This window comes from Aeoliella straminimaris (assembly GCF_024054565.1).
In the GTDB taxonomy this organism is placed as follows: Bacteria; Planctomycetota; Planctomycetia; order Pirellulales; family Lacipirellulaceae; genus Aeoliella; species Aeoliella straminimaris.
The window spans coordinates 73,029-93,813 of record NZ_JAMXLR010000036.1; the positions used below are offsets into that span (position 1 = coordinate 73,029).

The 20,785-nt window shown below is 57.5% G+C and carries 9 protein-coding genes; 5 read left to right on the plus strand and 4 right to left on the minus strand.

The window, feature by feature from the left end:
• Nucleotides 1-66 precede the first annotated feature (66 nt).
• Complete coding sequence (locus tag NG895_RS09735) at nucleotides 67-3,513, plus strand: efflux RND transporter permease subunit (RefSeq protein ID WP_252852292.1); 3,447 nt, start codon at nucleotides 67-69, stop codon at nucleotides 3,511-3,513.
• A 21-nt stretch (nucleotides 3,514-3,534) separates the two neighbouring features.
• Here NG895_RS09735 and NG895_RS09740 read toward each other — a convergent pair whose 3' ends face one another.
• Nucleotides 3,535-5,040 (minus strand): hypothetical protein, encoded by a 1,506-nt coding sequence (locus NG895_RS09740; protein ID WP_252852293.1) that lies wholly within the window; start codon nucleotides 5,038-5,040, stop codon nucleotides 3,535-3,537.
• A 52-nt stretch (nucleotides 5,041-5,092) separates the two neighbouring features.
• Nucleotides 5,093-5,626, minus strand: a complete 534-nt coding sequence (locus NG895_RS09745) for a sigma-70 family RNA polymerase sigma factor (RefSeq protein ID WP_252852294.1) — start codon at nucleotides 5,624-5,626, stop codon at nucleotides 5,093-5,095.
• A gap of 790 nt (nucleotides 5,627-6,416) precedes the next feature.
• Here NG895_RS09745 and NG895_RS09750 point away from each other — a divergent pair.
• From NG895_RS09750 to NG895_RS09765, 4 genes are all read left to right on the plus strand, one after another.
• Nucleotides 6,417-7,523 carry a DUF1559 family PulG-like putative transporter gene (locus tag NG895_RS09750; protein ID WP_425267220.1) on the plus strand — a complete coding sequence of 369 codons (1,107 nt, stop codon included), beginning with the start codon at nucleotides 6,417-6,419 and terminating at the stop codon, nucleotides 7,521-7,523.
• A 111-nt stretch (nucleotides 7,524-7,634) separates the two neighbouring features.
• Nucleotides 7,635-10,322 (plus strand): PEP-CTERM sorting domain-containing protein, encoded by a 2,688-nt coding sequence (locus tag NG895_RS09755; protein WP_252852296.1) that lies wholly within the window; start codon nucleotides 7,635-7,637, stop codon nucleotides 10,320-10,322.
• 391 nt (nucleotides 10,323-10,713) lie between these two features.
• Nucleotides 10,714-11,445 carry a PEP-CTERM sorting domain-containing protein gene (locus NG895_RS09760; protein WP_252852297.1) on the plus strand — a complete coding sequence of 244 codons (732 nt, stop codon included), beginning with the start codon at nucleotides 10,714-10,716 and terminating at the stop codon, nucleotides 11,443-11,445.
• Between the two features lie 496 nt (nucleotides 11,446-11,941).
• On the plus strand, nucleotides 11,942-16,345 hold the full coding sequence (locus NG895_RS09765) for a CotH kinase family protein (RefSeq protein WP_252852298.1): 4,404 nt from the start codon (nucleotides 11,942-11,944) through the stop codon (nucleotides 16,343-16,345).
• Between the two features lie 212 nt (nucleotides 16,346-16,557).
• On the opposite strand, the gene NG895_RS09770 is transcribed toward NG895_RS09765, so the two are convergent.
• Both NG895_RS09770 and NG895_RS09775 read right to left on the minus strand, forming a co-directional pair.
• Nucleotides 16,558-17,397, minus strand: a complete 840-nt coding sequence (locus NG895_RS09770; RefSeq protein WP_252852299.1) for a LamG-like jellyroll fold domain-containing protein — start codon at nucleotides 17,395-17,397, stop codon at nucleotides 16,558-16,560.
• Nucleotides 17,398-17,687: 290 nt separating this feature from the next.
• Complete coding sequence (locus NG895_RS09775; RefSeq protein WP_252852300.1) at nucleotides 17,688-20,618, minus strand: LamG domain-containing protein; 2,931 nt, start codon at nucleotides 20,616-20,618, stop codon at nucleotides 17,688-17,690.
• Between the last annotated feature and the right edge of the window lie 167 nt (nucleotides 20,619-20,785).

Genomic DNA, 20,785 nt, shown 5'->3' on the forward strand with positions numbered 1-20,785 from the left:
TCGCTGGCCCGAAAACCTTCTAGTTCACCCCAAAATACGTCCAGGCGTTACCAGAGAGGCAATGCCATGAATATTGTTGCGCTTGCAGTCAAGCAACCGATCACGGTGGCCGTGGGAGTCATCCTGTCAGTGCTGGCCGGTGTGCTTGCCTTCACTCGGGTACCAATTCGCATGACGCCCGAAGTCGAATCGGTCGTCATCTCGGTGTCCACCGCCTGGGAGAATGCGTCGGCTCAGGAGATCGAAAGCGATGTCATTGAGCTGCAGGAACGCCGCCTGGGCGACCTGTCGGGCTTGATCTCGATGACCAGTATCAGCCAGCCGGGCAGGGGGCAGATCCGCCTGGAATTCCAGACTGGCACCGATATCGATGCGGCCATGGCCGAAGTGGATCAGAAGCTCTCGGAAGTGCCGAGTTATCCCGATGCGGTCGACGAACCGAACATCGAAGACTACGACCCCGAATCGGTCGACTACATCTCCTGGATAGGGTTGGCGTCGACGGACCCCAACTTCGATGCCACGACGCTCTACGACTTCATGGAGCGACGACTGAAGCCTCGTTTCGAGCGGATCAGTGGCATCTCGCAAGTCGGTATCCGAGGAGCTCGTGAGGCCGAGGTGCAGGTTCGCGTTGACCCACTGCGCCTGGCGCAACGGGGGGTTACCTACGCGGAGTTGGTCGAATCACTGGAGGCCAATAACGGCAATTTCTCGGGTGGAAAGCTGCCTGATGGAAAGAGCGATATCCGGGTTCGATCGATTGGCCGGTTTCGCGATGCCGAGTGGGTGTCGGGGATCGTGATTCGCCGCGAGGAAGGCCGGCCGATCTATATCCGAGATGTGGCTGAGGTTGTGCCAACTCACAAGGAACTCACCGAGTGGGTGCGGGCCCGTGGGCAGACGATGCCGTTCTTCAACTTTCAGCTTGCCAACGGCGGTAACCTGCTGGAGACCATGACCGCCATTCAGGAGGAAGTGGAGGAACTGAATTCTCCTGGCGGGGTGCTCGAGCAACAGGCTCAGCAGTTGGGTATCAACGGCACTCTTGAGCTGGTGCAGACGTACGATTCGACCACCTATGTGAAGGATGCCATCGAGTTGGTGAAGAGTAATATCGTCGTTGGCGGTCTGTTGGCCGTGGCGACGTTGTTGTTCTTCCTTCGCTCGTTACGAACCATTGGTGTGATTGCGATCGCCATTCCCATCTCGACGGTGGTTGCTGTGGTGGTGCTGGTGGCCCTGGGGCGAACGATGAACATCATTTCGCTTGCCGGTATGGCGTTCGCCGTTGGTATGGTGGTCGACAATGCCATCGTGGTTATCGAGAACATCTTTCGTCATCTACAAATGGGCAAGCCTCCGAGGCAGGCGGCCTTCGAAGGCACCTCCGAAGTTGCCAGCGCGGTGCTCGCTTCGACGCTCACCACGCTGGTGGTGTTCATCCCAATTTTGCTCATCGAAGAGCAGGCGGGGCAACTCTTTCGCGACATCGCCCTGGCGATCATGGCGGCGGTTGGCGTGAGTTTCATCGTCTCGATCACGGTCATTCCATCTGCCGCGGGGTTGTTGCTTACTTCGCCCAAGAAGAAGACCCCCAAGCCGCCGGGGACACGCAGAAACAAATACTGGGCAAAGTTCCTGGCCATGCTGAACGCCGTAACCGACGTGCCCGCGATGGTGGGTCGGCTGGTATACACCCTGACCGGCAGTTGGTTCACACGCCTGGCTGTGGTTGGCGTGTTTGGCATTGCGACCGTGATCGGCATTTGGCTACTTACGCCGCCGCTCGACTATCTGCCCCAGGGGAACCGTAATATCGTCTTTGGTCTGCTGATTCCACCACCAGGTTACAACGTTGATCAGCTGTCAGAGATCGGCGAGCGGATGGAAGAACAGATCAAGCCGGCGTGGGAAGCTGCCGGAGACAAGTTTGGCGCCGAAGCGGCTGAGCGAGGGGGCCCTTGGGATCAAGTCGATCGCCGTACACCGGTGCCTGTTATGCCCGGCTCGGACCAGGAAGTTCTTCCCCCGCCACTCGACCACTACTTTCTCGTCGCCTTCGATGGGCGCGTGTTCCAGGTAGGAATCTCGCAGGATAAAAAGCGGGTGGTGGACGCACTGCCGCTGATGAATAAGGCCGTGGATGGTGAGGACGCACCCGATGTGATCAACTTCGCCTTCCAGCTTCCGCTGTTTCGAACAGGTGGTACAACCGGCTCGGCGATCAAGGTGGACGTGGTAGGCGATGACCTGACCGCGGTGACGAATGCCTCGGCGGCCCTGTTCATGAAAATGGCCACTGACTACGGTCCTCAGACTGTCACTCCGGAGCCGGCGAACTTCCTGCTGCCGACCCCTGAGATTCGTATCACTCCCGACGACGAGCGGCTGCGCGACGTGGGCATGACCCGTCGCGATTTGGGACTGGCTGTGGCCGCTAGCGGCGACGGCATTCTGCTTGTCCGAGCATTCGATGTCGGCGGTGAGTTGAAGGATCTGAAGATCATCAATCAAGAGGCGCTGGGGGAGGATCCCACACAAGCGTTGGAAAACACCCCGATCTCCACTCCGGCTGGCGATGTGCTAGACATTCAGAGTGTGGCCAGCATCGACCGCGTTCGCGAGCCCGATCAGGTGAAGCACGTCGATCGGCAACGTGCGGTCACCCTGCAGTTCACGCCACCTCCTGGAGTGCCGCTGCAACAGGCGGTCGACGCGGTCAACGCTTACGTTTCCGAGCTGCGCTCTCAGGGGGCGATTGCGTCCGGGGTCGAAGTCAATCTTGCTGGCTCGGCGGGACAGCTGGCGATGCTGAAGCAGGCGCTGCTAGGCGATGGTACCATTGTCGGTACGCTGGGCAGTTCGCTGTTCCTGGCCTTCCTGATTGTCTACCTGTTAATGGTCGTGCTGTTCCAAAGTTGGACCTATCCGCTGGTCATCATGGTCAGCGTACCGTTGGCCACGCTGGGTGGTTTTCTTGGTCTGGCGGCAGTGCATCATTGGAGCATGGTCGATAGGTACATGCCGGTACAGAATATGGATGTGCTTACCATCTTGGGGTTTGTGATCCTGGCCGGTGTGGTGGTGAACAATGCCATCTTGATCGTCTATCAAGCCATCAATTTCATGAAAGGGCGCTCCGAAGAAGGGGACGACACCTCGCACCTGACGCCTCGGCAAGCCATTGCACAGAGCGTCGAGAGTCGAGTTCGACCAATTCTCATGAGTACCCTGACTAGCGTCGGGGGGATGTTGCCGCTGGTGCTGATGCCCGGTTCGGGCAGCGAACTCTATCGTGGGCTGGGCGCCGTGGTGGTGGGGGGACTGGTGGTTTCCACTGTGTTCACGATGTTGCTCGTACCAGTCCTGCTAAGCATGCTGTTCGACGTCCGCAGTCGATTCGCCAAGGGAAAGCCCGAGCAGGCTGGGGCGGCGGCTTCGCCGTCAGTGGTTCGTCCGCCCAAGGTGGAGATCACGCAGCACGCCGACGAGCGGGTGCTGAAAGCCTAGGAAGAGGCAAGCGGCGTTCGGCTACTGGTTGCTGGTGGTTGCGGTCTGTTTCGACGAAGGAGATTCGATGAGTAAAGTCGCACGGATGTCGTTGAAGTCGTCGTCTTTGATGGCGTCTTCGAAACCGAGGATAAAGAAATTCGGCTGGGAGTAGGAGATCTGAATTGTGGAGGGGATCCACTTAGTGGGATCGGTTCGCGGGATGTTCATGCCCACTAGCCGCAACCGCTTAGTTTGTTTGGACGTGTTACGAATGGCCGTTGTTCCCAAGTACGACCTGCCTGGTTCATCAGAAGCCGCGGCCCACAGAATTTCACCGGTTGCTGTGTCAACCAAGGCAAGGGCGTTGGGGTCTTTGCAGTCGGTGATGGCTTTCACCACCGCAATACCGTTGGAAGGAAGTTCGAAGTCCAGACCATTTGCACCTTCGGTTGGTATCGTCAGGTCGGACACCTGGTGCCTGGAAAGCACTTCGAAGTTGTCGGTGCCGATGGGGACGTCCTCATCCAACGGAGCAAAGAAGAGGTACGCCGCCAGATCGTCGTAGTCTTGATCCTGCTCATAGGCCTTGCCTGGCTCAGGAGGAGCGGGGCCGCTATCGTCCCAGCCCACATGGATGACCGAGTTGGTTTCCATCAACACTCCCATCTCGCTGACGCGCCACTGGTCATCGGGGTATAGGTCAACCAGCTTATGGACACCCGTCAGCAAGAAATACCTCGGTCGGTCCGTCGTGTTGACTTCCGACCATCGCCCCAAGACGCCATACCGCCGATTCTTCGCGTGCGGATTGGCGTGCAGAGGCTTCGGGCGATCGTTGTCCCCCTTGTTGTGGAAAGTCAGTTTCTTGGTGGAAGGCTTCGTGTTGTAGGTAATTTCCGTGATCGACAGGCTGTTTTGCCCTGTAGCGTCGCAGCTGGCAACCAACTCTACCGACATGCCGGGCTGCAGGCTGAACAGATAGCCATCGGCGGCCTCGCCCTGCGTCTGCTGCAGGGATATCGCACCGCCTGATACGGCCGATACTGGTTGCCAATAGTCGGAATCGGGCGTGAAACTGGGCCCTTCCCAGGTGACATGGGTAATCGTGGGCAGCGAATTCACTCCCGACTGCCAGAAGTTTGTGTGAGGAGGAGGCGCGTGATCCAGTCCACTAGGGCGCTGAGGATTCGTCCACTGATTCCAACTGAATACCGCCACCAGCAAGGCCGCAGCCACGGCCGCAGCATGCCAGCTTTTGACCTGGAATCGGTCAAGCCTACCTGGAAGGGACGGTCGCCGCGCGACACGATCGTGGGCCGCTGGCACCCCGGCGGGAAGAGTGGTGCGGGGCTCATCCGATTCAACCGTGGATGTGCCCGCAACGCGGAGAGCGACATGGGTGTCGACCAAGCTGCAGTACCGATCCTGCAATTCTGGATTGTCGAGCAGCAATTGCTCGAGGCGAGCCATGTCCGCATCGGACAAGCCATCGTCGTATAGTTCGGATACGAGCCTTTCCAATTCTGCCAGATTGCTACTGTTCAAGGGGATCTCCCGAACTGGTGATTCCATAACGCCTGTGCGAAACCACCTGTGGCTACGGCTCCTGCACCATCTGCCGTTCGACGCACGCCCTCAGGGCCCTTCTGGCCCGAAGTAGTGCGCCCTTAATCGCCGAAGGCGACTTTCCCAACCGGGACGATAGTTGTTGTACGGAAAAGTCGTTGTCGTAACGCAAAGCGATCAGTTCACGATCTTTGCTTTGCAGCTTCTTCAAGCACTTTCGCAGCAAACCCACCGTCCAGTCAATATCTTCCATCTGCTCCACTCGATCCGACAACTGCGCCACCAGGGTGTCGCCAAATACATGGCGGTCGCGGCCGCGGTCGCGGCAATAAGCCTTTACTTGCCAATAGGCGATTTTGGTCGCCCAGGCGTCGAAATTCGTACCCGGTTCGAATTCGTCTGCCTTCTGCCATAGGAGCAGATTCGTGTTCTGCAAGATGTTGTTGGCAGCTTCGGGATCGCCCACCAAGGCCGTTATATATCGCAGCAATCCAAGCTGCGCGTTGGTGAGCGACTGCACAAACACATCCCTGCTGGGCGGAGGCTCTGCGTCGTTGTCAGTCATGGGCCAATCGTCAATGCTCCGTAGAAGACCGAACGGCTACCACCGCAGATCCCAGATGAGCCACACAGACTAGCACGACCAATAACCACTCACCAACCTGCCCGTTCAGTTAGTCATACCGAGATCGTCCGTAGGGTCGCGCGGAAATATGAATATTTCGTGAATTGTAGGTTCGGATGAAAGTTGCCCTCTCGGTCCCTGTTGGTTGAATGGCGAAAAATTGGTACTAAAAAGCAGAGGTTTCGTACCTCGTTTTCGGACGTCTTCCACGAGCGGAGGGAAAACTTCTCGAAATTGCCGCGCAACCAAAACCGCTCCGCCGGTATGTATCTAGTGAGACGGCGTTTCTTTGAGGTCGGAATTTTGGCTCCGCCCAGCAAACGCGAGTCGTACAGCGCGGTAGTCTTGGAATCAACGCCCACGACCAGTTTCTCTGGCTCGATTGTTGACCTCGGTAGCCTCAATGCATGAGGTGGATCTTTCCGCGCAGGCTCGACGAGCTGTTGGTGCGTGCCGCCTTCGGACTCGGAAACACCATGGAACTGTTTCTGGATGAATGAGCGGAGAGGCGAACCTTCTAGGCCTTGAACGAATCGTCCCGGTCGCTGACCGGTCGGCGAATGCTACGGCCTGATTTCTCTATTGCACGACTCTTTCAGCCAGACGCGTAACCCAACGCGGTCGAGCTATACCAGCAGATTTGCCCGGAAAGACGGGTAGCGAAAGGCCCCCCATGAAGAGCGATGGATCCAAGTTTTCTCGCGGAACTCAACCAAATAGCTTTGTCGAGGTGATCACTTCCGGTTCTCACAGCAGCAGTAATCGCTATCGGAATACGGCGTTCACACTAGTCGAGCTGTTGGTGGTGATCGCCATCATCGGCATTCTGGTCGCCTTGCTCCTGCCGGCCGTGCAGGCCGCCCGCGAAGCAGCACGCCGGACGCAATGCACTTCGCAGTTGAAGAACCTTACGCTGGGCATGATTAATCACGAGAGTACCTTCGGTAAATGGCCTGCCTCGGGGTGGCCGGGGGCTTGGAGTTCCGATCCCGATCGCGGTAGTGGTGCGTTGCAGCCCGGCTCATGGCTTTTTGTGACTTTGCCGTTTATTGAGCAGCAGGCGTTGCATGATATGGGGCAAGGTTCCACGGGGGCCACTCGCATTGCCCAGTTGCAACAGCGTGATGCAACGCCGATCGGTGTTGCCAACTGTCCTTCGCGTCGTAAGGGCGGTCCTTATCCCTATCCGCACGGTGGCAGTGCCATAACTGGTAGTGGTGATGGTGGCGTGATGAACTACACGTATACGCAGGCTGCACGCAGTGACTATGCTGTCAGCGTCGGGGACGAGGTGGACTACGATCGTAGCGGGAACAGTCGATGTCGCAGTGTCACGCCCGACAACTACATACGAGAGACATTTCCGGCGGGGTTCCCCCCCTCGCTTCAGGATTTCTCGGGTGTCTCTTTCTGTGGAAATGCGATCAAGTCGCGTTCTGTGACCGATGGTCTTACCAACACAATTGCATTAGGTGAAAAGTGGGTGCCTGCATCGGATTTCGAGACCGGTCTCTACAAGGGGGACGACTGGTCGCAGTTCATAGGTTTTCAAGATGATATGGTGCGCTCGACGTATTACGTCGGAGTGTCGAAAACTGGCGTGCCCCGCGCAGCGACGCATTTGCCACGCTCGTCAAATGAAACCTTGGACGAGGTCGTTGCTGAAGTAGGCGAGTTTGCCGCTCGCGAGATATTTGGCAGCAGCCATCCCGGAGTATGCCTCTTTTCCATGTGCGATGGTTCGGTCACAGGCGTCGAGTTCGACGTCGATCCTGAAGTCTATCGTCGCATGGGAGCACGCAATGACGATGGGCAGCCCAAGATCGCAACACGATAACCTTCGGACCAGTTGTGACACCGCAGAGCAATGCTACAGATTGAACATCCCGTCGCTAGCTGCGACGAGCGTACAAGTGACATAGAGCCATCTTCTTTGGGAGTTTTTTCGATGAAGCACCGAGCACTTTACCTGGCAGCAGTCCTTACCATGTCAGGCGTTAGTCACGCCACGGTTGTTGGTTTTGGCCAACTTGGTGGCAGCAACGCGGCCGTGCCCAAGACGTTGGCGTCACGTGCCACGGCGGACGGCAACGGATTTGTGGTTACCAATGGGACGACTCCGAACATCGTCCTGGATTGGGACGTCGACGGTGAGAACAACAATGGCAATCCCAACAGCAATGGCTGGGATATTCACACGTCCAGTTGGTTCGTGGACATCGAGAATCAGACTATTGGCGGCGGCGATTGGGATAACGAGGGCAGCTCGAACCGCGTCGGGCAACTCGACTTCGATTACCACTCGATCGGCTTCGCCGCCGATCCTGGTGCTGCCTTGGTGCTCAACTCGTTCGATTTTGGCAATACCGAAGAAACGATGGATACCAGCGTCTGGGACCTCTCACTCACTGACTCTGCGGACAATGTCGTCTGGAGCCAGCAGGTAACGCTCACCAACCCCGACAGCGACGTACTGACCGTCTCGCCGAACTTCACTGGCACGCTTGGCGAAAGTTACACGCTGATATTTGCCGGCGTCAACGATCCGCTGAATGGTCGTCACGCGATCGACAACTTAAGCTTCAATCAGATTCCCGACCTTTCCAACCCCATCGGGTCGTTGGTGATCAACCGCAGTGGCCCCAACGCGGGCATTGCTTACATTCAGGTAGATCAGGCGCTGTCGTTTAGCGACTACGAAATTCGGTCGGCCAATGGCGCATTGAACCCGGAGGGTTGGAACTCTATCGCTAGTACCAACGGCGATCCGAACGACACCTGGTCGGAAGTAAGTGCGACGACGACTTCGCTGCGTGAGCAGGACAGTGCCAATGGTACGAACGACGGCGTCTCCTTGAACGTTGGCGGGCAGTTCAACTTGGGCCAGGCCTTCAGCGTGCTGCCTCAATTCCATCTCGATGGGACTACCCCCACTGGCTGGGAGGACGCTGGCTTCTCGATCTATGACCCCAGCGGAACGCTCCTGGCCTTGCTTCCCGAGTACTCGGGGGATCCCGTTCCGTGGGGTGACTACAATGGTGATTTGTCCATCGATATCCAGGACTGGTACTTGTTTAGTGCTGGCCTTGGGCAAGACTACACCGGCATGACGGCCATCGAGGCCTACCTGGGCGGCGATCTGGATGGCGATTTCGATAGCGACCTGTTCGACTATAAGTTGTTCGTCGAACTCGCTGGCGGGGCAAGCAACCTGTTTGGCACGACCCAGGTTCCTGAACCTTCTTCCATAGCGCTCGTCGCACTGGGTGGCATGGCACTTTTGGTGAGCCGCCGTTACCGTGCGACCTTAGCCGTGCTGGTGACGGTCGTCGCGATGGCTGTCGCTACGCGATCCCATGCCCAAGCAACGCTGCAAAACTTCAGCGTGGTCGGTTCGACTCCCACGACCTCGATCCCTGAAGGACAGCAGAATGAGAGTGAGACCGCGGGCCCCGATCAGTGGTTCGACGACGATATATTGGACGAGACAGGACAAATCGTGTACGACCTGTTCTCCACCAACTATACGGACGCCGAGTTGTTTCCCAATGGATTCAAAGGGCAGTACGCGATCGGTGGAGAAACTCCAGGCGAAGTCGACTCAGCGGTGGTATTCATGGACTATGGCAGTCCGGTAACCGCCAATTGGTTTGCCTATGCTCAGCGGACCGGCAATAACGCCGTGGCTGATAAGGTAGGCAGATTTGACTTTTGGTTCAGCAACGTGGACTTCGCCGGAGTTGTTCCCACGACCAATCCCGATGCGACTTTCAATCTACTGTCGACTGACAATCGGATCTCCGACAGCACCATTCGTCCCTACACTCTTGGGGGGAGCCACTCTGGTCAGTACGTGGCCGTGCGAATTACCGAGACGGACGAATCCGGAGCCGTGACCTCCACGAGTCGCATCGGTGGTCATGAGTTCCGGCTGCTCGACGGGCCGAGCGATGTGGTGCTTACGGTGGATCGTTCAACCGGCGAAATGACTCTGGCCAACAATCTGGCTGGTGCCGAGAACATTCAGATGAACGGTTACTCCATCGAGAGTCCTGGCGGAGCGTTGATCGCGGAGAACTTCGACGGGGTGGGGGGCGACGCCTCGTTCCCGCTCGGCACAGGCAGCGGGAATGGTTGGGAGGTCACCGAGGGTAGTAACTCCAGTCGCCTGGTCGAGTCCTACTTTACCGCCAATCCCGTCTTGAACTCTACGTTCGCTGCCGGGACCGGTCCCATCAGCCTGGGCAATGCTTACCAGGGTATTTCGGGGCATGAAGACCTTGTCTTCCTGTGGACCAACAGCCAAGGCGAAGTATACAACGCACGCGTTGAATACATGGGAGTCGCCCCCGGTGTGGCCGGCGACTACAACGACGACGGGATTGTTGATCTGGCCGATTATGCCGTATGGCGTAACAACTTGGGGGGCACCAATGTCCTGTCCAACGACTTAACTCCCGACAGCGTAGCAGCGGACGATTACGCAACCTGGAAGACGAACTTTGGCAAGCAGGTTGGAGCACTTGGTGGCGTCGTTGCAGCCAGTGTCCCCGAGCCAAGTACCGTCCTGATAGTGTTTGCCTCGGCTATGCCTGTGATATTGCTGCGTCGCAAGTGTAAGGCAGCTCGTAGCTAACAAGCAGACTGGTAAGTGGGCAGATCGCCAATGGGCAGCCGTTTCGTCTTTGGGCGGAGCGAAGGGCGATCTAGCCCACTTACCACGATGCAACTTATGAAAGGCTTTTCGAACCAGTACGAAGCAGGTTCTTTGTTCTCATCCACTCGGTATTCAACATCCGGAGAAAACTACAACTCGTCCATTGCACCAGTTGGTGAATCAAGGCACTCACCAGGACAGTGACGTCGCAAGAATCACCAGCTGGAAAGGGGATATTGAGAGGCAGACGTAGACGTCACCTTGGCACGGAGCAGCAAACACCATGTTGCAACAGTCGGGGGATAAGTACGGCGAGGAACGCATTGATTCTTAAGTTTTGAACGCTACACCATGGGAGTTTAGAAGACTAATGATCCGACACATCACACTCTTGGGGGCACTTGCAGCACTGCTCGCAGTGCCCAGCTACAGCCACGCTACTATCCTTGGCTTTGGCCAGATTGGTGGCAGTAATGGCACTATTCCGAAAGACTATGGCTCGAATGCCGACGCCGACACCAACGGTGTTGTCGTTGCCAATGGAGCTACCCCCAATATTGCGTTGACCTGGGACGTCGACGGTGAGAACAACAACGGCGACCCCAACAGCAACGGTTGGGACATCCACACATCCAGTTGGTTCGATGAGATTGAAAATCAGTCAGTAGGTGGTGGCGATTGGGACAACGAAGGCGGTTCGAACCGCATTGCCCAACTCGACTTCGACTACCACTCGATTGGATTTGCCGCCGATCCAGGTTACTCGTTGGTGCTCAATTCCTTTGACTTCGGCAACACCCCAGAAACAGAGGATTCCAGTGTTTGGGACCTTTCGCTCACCGACTCATCGGAATCGGTGGTGTGGAGCGAGCAGGTCACGCTCACCAATCCGGACACCGATGTCTTGACTGTCACACCAAACTTCACGGGCAATCCCGGTGAGAGCTACACCCTGGTCTTCGCTGGCGTGAACGATCCGCTGAATGGACGTCACGCGATCGACAACCTGAGCTTCAATCAGGTTGGCGTCCCCGAACCCGCCACGGTGAGCCTGATTGTCCTTGGCGCCCTGATGGGTCTGGGCGTTTACCGCCGTCGCTAGTGCGACTGGTGGAGTTTGTCGCAACGGGCAATTTGTAGTTTGTGGGCCACAAGGCAGGTTGTCGGACGGGGATACCGCCTCGCCGGCGACCTGCCGGTCTCTTGTTGGCTCCTGTGGAATTGAACCCCTCCTTGTCCGTCTTTCTTGGTCCGAGTGACTCTGTTCGGTGCCTTGCTCGGTTGCCCGCGAATTTGGGCTCGCAGCAAACTGAATCAACAAAATACCCGAGTTCTAGCGGCGAAATGTTTGCAAGTGGTTTGCCGAGGAGCCACCAAAGAGATTAAGATAGGTGTGATGGTACACAGTGGGGTAACTCTACCTGTCAAGGGCGTTGGCAGCGAGTTGCAAGCGGTGCCTCTAATTAATTTCGTATTTGCAGCGGCCCCGGGCCTGCTGCACGGAACGGCGAATCAATCACTAGCGAACGGGCGGCGGAAGAGCAGCATCAGGCAATGGTCTGAGGAGCTGGCTTTTGCTAGGCAATGGGCAACATTAGATGCACAAGCGACTTGGATTTGAGACTCTGGAGTCTCGCGAACTGCTTGCGGCTGATCTCAGGATTACCGAATTCATGGCCTCCAATGGGGGTGTTCTGGAAGACGGCGACGGGGCAGCTTCGGACTGGATCGAGATCTTCAACAATGGTGACCAGAGCGTCGATCTGCTGGGCTATAGCCTGACCGACGATCCCGGCGACCTTAACCAGTGGAGTTTCTCGACTTCACAGGTCTTGGCTCCCGGTGAGTTTCTGGTGGTCTTCGCAAGCGGGAACGACGAAATCGACTCTGCTGGTCATATACATACCAGCTTTGGACTGTCGTCCGATGGCGAGTATCTCGCCTTGGTTGATCCGCTTGGCACGGTGCTTTCAGAGTTCGGGCCAAACGGCACCGAGTATCCGCCACAGGTTTCGGACGTCTCCTATGGTTTGGCTTTCGATTCTACGCCCCAGGATGTCGTTACACCCGCCAGCAGTGTGCGCTATCTAGTGCCCCGGAGTAGCTCGGTTGATGACGTGTGGACCGACCCAGTCTTCAACGACGATTCCTGGGAATCGGGCGTCGCCAGTTTGGGGTACGAGAGCAGCGGTACCAACTACACGGACGCCGGTCTGCTGGACACCGTGCTTCCCGCTGGGACCGGGGGTGTCTACGTCCGAATTCCGTTCACCATCTCTAATTCGGCAACGGTGCTTAACAAGCTGCAAATGATGTACGACGATGGTTTCGTCGCCTACATCAACGGGACTCGAGTTGCCAGCGCTAACGCGCCCGAAACTGTTGCCTACGATTCTCTCGCAACGGTTGACCACCCCGATGCCTCGGCAATGCAGTATGTCGACTTCGATGTCTCGGACTACTCGAACTTGCTCAATGTGGGCGAAAATGTCCTCGCCATCCACATGCTCAATAAGAGTAGCACCAGTTCGGACATGCTGGCGGCGATCAATCTGCAAGCAATTACCGGCGGTGTCCACCAGCCAGAAACAATTGGGCAGTTGTTGGAGCCTACACCCGGGCTGCCTAACACCAACTTGAGGGCATCGGATGTAGTATTTTCCCAAACAGGAGGGGTCTATGTCAGTTCGTTTCAGCTCTCGCTGAGTACCTCAGACAACACCGAAATCATCCGCTACACAACCGATGGCTCGGTGCCGACCGAATCGTCGCAACTCTACACCTCTCCGTTGACCATTAGTTCGACGATTCAAATTCGCGCTCGCGCGTTTGGGGTAGAAGGGCAACTGGGGAGTGTGCATAGCGAGAGCTACACGCGAACCGATGCAACGACGAGTGCATTCACCTCGGATCTGCCTATCGTCGTGCTGGAGAACTTCAGGAACGGTACGCCGGGCACAGGCGACCTCGAGGACGCTGTACTTTCGTTGTACGAAATCGACGAAGTGACTGGACGCGCCTCGTTATCCAGCGATGCCGATCTGAGCACAATTATCGGTCAGCATCGTCGCGGGAAGAGTACAGCTGGCAATCCCAAGACAAACCTGCGTATCGAGATTCGCGACGAGAACGGCGAGGACAAAAACGTCGAATTGTTGGGTATGCCGTCCGAGTCCGATTGGATTCTCTATGCACCGTATGCATTCGATCGCGCGATGCTACGCAACGTGACGTTCTATGAACTGAGCCGGGCAATGGGCAAGTGGGCACCGCGAACGCAGTTCGTTGAGGTGTACGCTAACTTTGACGATGGCGAGTTGAACGAAGGCGACTACATGGGCGTCTACGTGCTCATGGAGAACCTCAAACGCGACGATAACCGTGTCGACATTGCCGAACTCACTGAAAGCCAGAACAGCGAGCCCGATATCACCGGTGGCTACATCATTGCCTTCGATACACCGAACAGCGATACCCCCGCCGACGCCATTTGGGAGACGGATCGACATATTCCGACTCTCCCCGACTCGGCATTCGTGTTCGAAGAGCCGGAGTACGACGAGTTGACCGAAGCGCAGATCGACTATATCCAAGGTTATGTGCAGGACTTCGAAGACGCGTTGTACGGCCCGAACTCGACGGATCCGGAACTCGGCTACCAGGCCTACTTCGACGTCGATTCGTCCATCGACCATCATCTTCTTCGCATCCTGGCGAAGGAGCCCGACTCGCTGCGTTTGAGTACGTACCTGACCAAGGACCGTGGTGGCAAGCTGGCATTTGGTCCGGTGTGGGACTTTGACCGCTCTGCGGGGCCCGATCTCGACTCGCGAGCGGCCAATCCGGAAGGCTGGTATTTGCCAGATGTCGACTTTTTTGAGTCGGACTGGTGGGGCCCCCTGTTCGACGACCCGAATTTCGCCCAACGATGGGTCGATCGCTGGCAGGAGTTGCGCGAAGGAGTGCTGAGCGACGATAACATTAGTGACATGGTCAATGGCTTTGCCGCGCAGATTGCCGAGGGCCAGGTGCGCAATTTCGAGGAGTGGCCTGAAGTAGCGCCCAACGGTGGGCAGTATGCCGATCCCGGTCTAACGGGTTGGGAAGGCGAGGTCAGCCATTTGGTTAATTGGCTCTTGATTCGCGCGAATTGGATCGACGCGCAACTGATCACCAGCCCCATCTTCTCGCCCACCCCCGGCAATGTAGATTCCGGGCAGTTGGTCACGCTAACGGCGGATCCAGGAACCACGATTTACTACACACTGGATGGAACCGATCCCCGTGCCGACGGAGGAGGGATCTCTCCCACCGCGATGGAGTACACAGAACCCATCGCTGTGACGAGCACCACCCAGATCAATGCGCGAGCATCCGGCTCCATCGAGGGGAGCTCGATCAGCAACAGCAGTTACCCGGGCGGAGAATCGCCTTCCAATGCCGTGGATTCGATTTTCTACACCAAGTACTTGAACTACGGAGGCCGGAACTCGGGCATCATCGTTACGCCTGACTCGGGGGCATCGATCGTCCAGAGTTTCCAGCTTACCACTGGCAACGATTTTGAGAGCCGCGACCCGGCGTCTTGGGTGTTGTACGGCACAAACGACATGGTCCAGAGCACCGACAACAGCACTGGATTGGCTGAAAACTGGACGCTTATCGATTCAGGCGACATTTCGCTGCCCAGCAGAAGACGAAGTATGAGCGACGTTATCGAGGTCGCCAATTCGACATCGTACACCTCCTACAAACTGATGTTCCCGACGCTGAAGGATAATTATGGGTTCATGCAGGTAGCCGATATCCGTTTCTTCGAGTCCGCCGATGGTAGTGGTGCGCAAATCCTCTCGCCTGACGATACGGCTCTCGCCGTTCACGTATTGCTCGAAGATGCCGATGCCTTGCCTCCATGGAGCTCGCTGCTCACTGGCTTGTTTTCCGTCGAGCAGCCGGCCAGCCCTTCGAGCTTGCGGATTAGTGAACTTCACTACCATCCAGCAGATCCAACCACCGCGGAATTGGAACTCGTTCCCGGTACGGATGAGGACGATTTCGAGTTTATCGAGCTGGTGAATATCAGTAGCGAATTCATCAGCCTGAACGGTGTACAGCTTAGCGGCGGGATCGACTTCGATTTCACCACAGCCGATGTAACCTCCCTGGCGCCGGGACAAACGGTGGTCGTGGTGAAGAATTCGGCTGCCTTCACGACCCGCTACGGCACGGACATTGCCATCGCTGGGGAGTACTCGGGCAAGTTGGCTGATGGGGGCGAGCAACTCGCACTCATGGATAGCAACAGCCAGACCATTCATGACTTCACGTACGATGACACGTCCCCGTGGGCGACCGAGGCGGATGGCGACGGTCCGTCGCTCGAAGTGATCGACCTGTTCGGCGACTATTCCACGGCTAACAACTGGCGCGTGAGCTACGCCGACGGTGGTTCGCCTGGTGTGTATGTCACCTTGCCGGGGGACTACGATGGCAACGGAATCGTCGAGCAGGCGGATTATCTCCGCTGGAAATCGACGTTTGGTTCAACCACCATACTGTCGGCCGATGGCAATCATGATGGGACGGTGGACCTTGCCGACTTCGTCGTCTGGCGCAACCACCTTGGAGCCACCCTGGACCCACCTGCGGCGGTGGTTGCCGCCATGGTGAGCGCATCTACCCCGGAGGAAGTAGCCGCTACGGAAACCCCGCTCGTGGACTCTCCGGCTTCATCCAACCCTGCAGAGGCGGCCGCCGCCTTTGCGGCGTTGAGTTCTCCATCCAATGACAGTAGCACCACACCAAAGTCACAATCCGTGGCTACCACCTCGACTTCGCCGCAGGAAACTTCCGCCGCAGAACTGCTGTTGCTCGACGCAGCTCTAGCCGAGCTGGACGAAGGAACATCCCTGTCCTTGGACACGCTTGCAGATGAACTGGCGGTCGAGGACTCCCTTGCCGAGAATGGCCCGCTGGACGCAAACCTCGAAGCGCTTCTTTAGAACGCTTTCCTCTTTGGTGTGCCGGTTTATTTCGATTTGTCGGCCCGCTGCTTTGTCGGCCTGTGTCGATAGTTGGCTATCCGAATGCGTCGCCCGCAGAGTGTGAGAGAGTTCGGCAATAGGCCGGACACCAACGACAAGAGAAAACCGGCGGCAACGAACAAGTCGCTGCCGCCGGTGTGGTGTGGATTACTACTCGCCGGGTCAGCAGGTTATCCCAGTCGGCGCCGCATGGCTACGATAGCCAGGCCCATGCCACCCAACAGCAAGTAGCTGGCGGGCTCGGGCACGTTGAGGCCGAGGTAGGTTGCAGCCTGGCCGCGGATTTCGGCGTCGTCCAGAGGTGTGTCGAAGAACATCAAACGAGCGATGTCGCCTTGCGGTAGATATCCAAATCCACCGTCGCGACGTGCACCAATGGCGAAATTGGATGCAGCGACTACGGAACTACCGCCGCCATAGTTGATGGTCTCTACGCCGACGGATGCGCCGTCCAAGTACAGACGCTGCTCGAACTGGCCGCCACCAATGTCGTCGACCACAAAGGTGGCCGTGTGCCAAAGGCCGTCGTCCACCTCCGGCCCAGCGGTGCCAACGTCCGCGTCACCGACACCGGAGGCTCCTACGAAATCGGAGTGGCCGTCGCCATTTAAATCGGTGATGCCGAGATTCCAGTCGCCCACGGCGGGGCCACCAATTTCCTTGCCGACAAATCCGTGGTGTTCCCAGAATGTGTCCTTATTCCGATCGATAGCATCGAGCGGACTGGGCAGGCGGAATACCAGCGAGATGCTGAACTCGGAGAGGCCTGCCAGCGGATGGTTGGCCTCGTTGACATCGAAAGATTCTTCCGAGAATTCGATGTAGCTGGCGGCGGGGTTCGATCCAATCGCGCCGACCTTCTTGATTGGTGCACCGCCATTCATCGAGTTGCCACCCGTTCCGCCGGGGGAGGCTTCCACGTTATTGACTGCATCGAACCACGAGTCGCCGCTCCAGGCGCCTTCCGTGAATGATGCGTTGCCGCTCCAGTTGGCGGCGTTGAAGTCCATGACGACTTCAGCTGATAGCGGCAAAGAGAGCGCCGCAAATGTGGCCGCGCAAAGCAGTGCGCGTACCGTTAACCTCAGGTGACAACTCACTAGTGCTTCCTCCTGTAAATAAGCTTGTGCTTCTCGAGTGGTGCTCGTAAAGAAGCTCTGGGAAAAGTGATGAAACAAGCAACCATGAAGAGGGCGCAGGACCGGATTCCCACGCGCCGCCTACACAGCTATATGGGGAAGTCCAAAGGAGTCGCCAGAAAAATCGGGAAATTCCGAAAAATCTCTATCGCGCAGACTTGTCAGACCTGTCGATGCCCAACAGATGGGCAGCTACGGGCAAAAGCCGCCGAGAGTAGCAGCAACAGCGTTATGAGCGTGGCTGGCTCGGGAACTGCCTGGGTGTCGACCGCCTCCGGAGCCTCGATCGCAGACCCGAAGTTCGATTTCCACAAGGCGTAGTGCGCTGTGGATACGGAGCCCTCCAGCCCGCCATCGTTCGGAAGTTCAGTTGCCGAGCCCAGACTATTGCGCCACACCACGTAGTCTGCCAAATTGACGACCCCATCGTCATTAAAGTCTCCGGGAAGGGCGGGATCGTAGTAGTAGACCACTTCCGTGCTTCGGGTCGCCGCCAGTGGCTTGGCAAAGGCGAACATCAGGTCGCCGTTGTTTCCCGGCCCAAACACGGACGTATCGAACACACTACCGAGCCCAATCTCTTCGCCCGGCCCCAATTCGGTACCCCCGGTCAAGAATAGCTCGGTCACCAGTTGGGAGGTCGGAACCCCACCTTCATCCCAACTTTGTCCCTCGCTACTGCCGAGGCTATCCAATTCCTGATCGGAGAGACTCGACCAGGATTGCCAGTCGAGCGCGCCGGCGGGGCTCTCTATCTCGTAGTAGTTGAAGTTCACGGCAGTTGGCGAGTCGTTGCGGATGTTGGCCTGGCCGGTCGCCGTGTTGACAAGCAGCGTCAATACTTCATTGCGTTCTGGACCATTGGCATAGTTGGCAACGACTTCCTGCTGAGAAAGTGCGTGGTCGTAGATGCGAAACTCGTCGTAGAGTCCGTCGAACAAGGGGTCGGATCCCCATTGCGACCGCCCCAGCCAGTTGTTGACGTCATTGAGTGCGGACAGGGAAAAGCTGGTCGGCAGTCCTCCGGAGTTGACCAGTTGTCCATCGAGATAAAGCGAGGCCGAGCCTCCCGCGCCGGATGAAGTGTCGGACTTGTCCACGACAGAAACCAGGTGATGTTCGGTTCCGGGGGAAAGTACCTGGCCGGTGGGGGCATCGAGTTGGTACTGCTCGGCGCTGGGGGCCTGATGATGCACCGACAAGGTGTTGGCGGCGTTGCCCGTGTCGGGGATCAATGTGATGTAACCTTCGCGGCCTCCCCCGCTGGACTCGTTCTCCACACCAGACGAAGGGGCACCAAAGGAGAAGATCTCGGCCCAATCGCGATTGGTGGATACCGTGACCCACATTTCAAACGAACCGGTATTGCCCAAGGACGAGATGATTCCATTGGGCAAGTCGACGTAAGCATCATTGGTAAATCCACTGGATGTCTGACCGTTGTTGCCACTCAAGTCGAGCAGGCCGTCCGCCGTGAACACTCCAGTCGTTGCACCGGGATCGACAAGCACGCCATCTGCGGTGCCCACGTAGTCGCGGACGTCTCCGTCGTTGAAGGTGTACTGGTGAACCAGCACGGCCTGAGCCGTCGAGCCAACGGCCACGACGATGAACAGGAGAGGGGCAATTGACAGCACCGGGCGACGATGAAAGCGATGTGCCACGATGCCGACGATGGTCAGCAAGCTAAGAGCGAGGCCGGTGGATGGCTCCGGGACGGCCGCAGTCAGCATGCCCGCGAAAGCACCAGCACCGTTGTTGAGATCGAAGTCCTGTTGAAAGATCAGGAAATCGGCGTAGTCGTTGTCGCCATCGCCATCCAGGTCGCCCCGTCCATAGGCTTCGGCAATGCTGAGTGGGGACAAGTCGACGCGAAAGTTATCACGAAATATCGGCCAGTCGGCGGGACTCACCACTCCGTCAAAGTTCAGGTCGCTTCGTGTCAGCGGTACGCCATTGTTACCGGTATAGAGAACGGGGATTTCGAGTTCGCGTCCATCGTCGAGCTTGAGTTCCATACGCAGGTCCTCGACCGGCGTGCGGATCCAGGTGCCGCTGAGCCCTAGTTGCAGATTGCCACCAGCGGCTAGAAGTCCACCATTCCCGCCCTCCAGTTCGAATTCCGTGAACTGCGTGTGTGAGTCGGTGGCCGAGATGATGGTCCAGGCATTGTCGCTGTCGAACACGCCGTTGCCGGTTGGCGAATCGTCGAACATGCCGGACACGTGCTGCCAGGCTTCGGGGTTGAGTGCCCCGTACTCGGACTCAATCGTGTAACCAACCACCTGCTCGTTGGTTTGTGCCCCTCGCAGGGTCAGAGTTCCTAACTGTCGGTTGACCAACAGCACCGGAGTCTCCGCAATGCTGGGGGTAGGTTCGGGACCAGTTGAGTAATTGCTCGTAACCTCTCTGGAGGACAGAGCGTGATTGTAGACACGGAACTCATCGAAGGAACCATGAAAGCTATCGTCGCGATACTGCGAACGGCCCAGCCAATTGTCGTTGTCGAGCATGGTGGAAACGTTCAAGCCCGAAGCGATGGAGCTTTGGCCCACCAGCCCGCCGTTGAGGTACATGCTGATAGTGCCCGGCGTTCCCGCTGTCTGATCGACCACAACGGCCAGGTATTGATCCTCGGTAGTGCTCAGCGGTGCGCTGGCATCCACGTAGCCTTGCGTGCCATTTCCAATCGCATGCGTCGTGACGCGAAGGTGGCCGTTGTTGGCATTCTGAGCGATGAGTTGCACGTAGTTTTTGTTGCCGCCATCGTACGTCTCGTTCTCGTTCTGCGCCCCGCCAAAGGAGACCAAGGCCGCCCAATTCACGTTGGATTCGGCATGTGCCCAAAGCTCGAAACTGAAAGCCCCGGAGGTGCCTCCCTGGGCCGCGGAAGTCGCCAGGCCATCGGGCAGGTGCAGGTAGGAGTTGCGCGGCTCGCCACCCGAAAGCACGAGGCGACCGAGGTCACCGACGAGGGCCGTACCTGCCAGGGTGGCATCTTGGCCGCCGATAGAGTCGTCGGCCGAACCGGAGTTGAAGGTATACTTGTTAACCAAGACGGCAACGGCGCGATTCGTTGCGCCTATCAACATCAGAAGGCAGAATCCCGTTGTTACTGGGACTCGTAGAGCCGCGAAGTTCATCTGTTTCTACCTTGTTCCGTCCATTCGTCTGCGACTGGTGTGGTCATCTGCAGCGCGAACTGGGGCAACTACAGTCCCATCCGACGGCGTACTCTCCAGCGGCAGTGGAGTTAGCA